The organism is Mesorhizobium sp. M7A.F.Ca.CA.004.12.1.1 (assembly GCF_003997835.1).
Lineage (GTDB): Bacteria > Pseudomonadota > Alphaproteobacteria > Rhizobiales > Rhizobiaceae > Mesorhizobium.
This window is the reverse complement of record NZ_RZRK01001044.1, coordinates 1-1,789: the sequence shown is the minus strand read 5'-3', so window position 1 is coordinate 1,789 and position 1,789 is coordinate 1. Positions and strand designations below refer to the sequence as shown.

Sequence of the window (1,789 nt, the reverse complement as noted above, 5' to 3'; positions counted from 1 at the left end):
ACGACGAAATCGGCCTGACGGCGTTTTTCCGCGTCCGGCACCTGCTTGGCCAGGATCGATGCCAGTTTTTCTTCCGTCATGCCCGGCCGCGCCAGCACGCGTTCGCGCTGGGTCTCGGCCGGGGCGGTGACGACGACGACCTTGTCGACGCGGTTGCGGCCGCCGGTTTCGAACAGCAGGGGAATGTCGAGCACCGCGATCGATTCGCTCGCGTTACGATGCTTGGCCAGGAAGGCATCGGCGTCGGCGCGCACCAATGGGTGAATGATCGCCTCGAGCCGCTTCAGCGCGGCGGCATCGCCGAGCACGCGCGCGCCAAGTTTGGCACGATCGACCACGCCGGCAAGTGTGGTGCCGGGAAAGGCGGCCTCGACCAGGGGGGCTGCCTTGCCGGCATAGAGGCGATGCACTGCCTCGTCGGAATCATGGACCGGCACGCCGGCGTCAGCGAACATCCTGGCCGTGGTCGACTTGCCCATGCCGATGGAGCCGGTGAGTCAGAGCACGATCATGGCTTCGGCACCAGATCGGCGACGATAAGCGCGCGCAATTCCCCCGTGACCTGCGGCCTGACGCCGAACCAGCGCTCGAAGCCGGGCACGGCCTGATGCAGCAGCATGCCGAGGCCGTCGACCGTCTTCAGATTTCGCGCGCGGGCGGCGGCGAGCAGCGGCGTCTCCAGCGGCACATAGACGATGTCGGTGACGATGCCGTGGTCCGGCAGCCGGGCGGGATCGGCCGACAGGCCTTCATTGCCATGCATGCCGAGCGCTGTGGTGTTAACCAGCAGGCCGGCATCGCCGAGCAGTTCATCGGTCGCCGCCATGCCATGCGCCGACACGCCGGCGCCGAAACGATCCCTCAATTCCTGCGCTCGGGCCAGAGTGCGGTTGACGATGCGGATGTCGGCAACGCCGCGCTGCTTCAGCGCATGGATGACGGCGCGCGACGCACCGCCGGCGCCAAGCACCACCGCCGGACCGTTGCTTGCCCAGCCCGGCGCATGATCGTCGAGGTTGGCGGCAAAGCCGTGACCGTCGGTGTTGCCGCCCCACAGGACGCCGTTCTCGAACCACAGCGTGTTGACGGCGCCGATCTCTTGCGCCGCCTGGTCGCGGCGCTCGGCCAACGCGAAGGCGACTTCCTTGTGCGGGATGGTGATGTTGCCGCCGCGGTAATTGTTTGCCTGCAGCGTGTTCACGAACTCGGCAAAATCCTGCGGCGCGACATCGATGGCCTGGTAGCTGCCGTCAATGCCATGCCTGGCCAGCCAGTGGCCATGGATTCTTGGCGAGCGCGAATGCTTGACCGGATGGCCTGACACGAAGGCCTTCTTCGACGCCTCAGCCATCGATTGCCCCCAGGTCACGCAGTTCGGCCAGCAGCGGCAGAAGCGGCAGGCCGACAATGGTGAAATGATCGCCCTCGATTTTCTCGAACAATTGAATGCCTTCGCCTTCGATCTGATAGGCGCCGACGCTTCCCAGCGCCTTGGCGCCGACGCGGGCGAGATGGCGGCCGACGAAGGCCGGGTCGAGCTTGCGCATGGTCATCGAAGCAATGCCGACATGCCGCCACAAGACCTTGCCGTCGCGAACCAGCACCGCGGCGCTGTTGAGCTGGTGGGTCCTGCCCGACAGCGCCAGCAGATGACGGCGGGCACCTTCCATGTCAGCCGGCTTGTGGAACACCTCGTCGACGAGCGACAGCGTCTGGTCGCAGCCGAGCACCAGGGCGCCCGGCCTGCGCTCGCTCACTTCTGTGGCCTTGGCCTCGGCCAGCACCAGGG

At 66.7% G+C, this 1,789-nt stretch carries 3 protein-coding genes; all 3 read right to left on the bottom strand.

From position 1 onward, the window contains the following. The coding region (gene coaE / locus EN984_RS33365; protein WP_245480173.1) for a dephospho-CoA kinase at positions 1-479 on the bottom strand (479 nt) is incomplete at its 3' end. Between the two features lie 29 nt (positions 480-508). Then, positions 509-1,351: a shikimate dehydrogenase gene (locus EN984_RS33360; protein ID WP_127268020.1), complete on the bottom strand. Its 843-nt coding sequence runs from the start codon at positions 1,349-1,351 to the stop codon at positions 509-511. Next, positions 1,344-1,789, bottom strand: a 446-nt coding sequence (locus EN984_RS33355; protein ID WP_127384296.1) for a Maf family protein, incomplete at its 5' end; no start/stop codon positions are given. The genes EN984_RS33360 and EN984_RS33355, both read right to left, overlap by 8 nt.

Coding starts and splice junctions, on each gene's coding strand:
- EN984_RS33360 (WP_127268020.1), bottom strand. CDS start 1,351: ATGGCTGAGGCGTCGAAGAAGGCCTTCGTGTCAGGCCATCCGGTCAAG.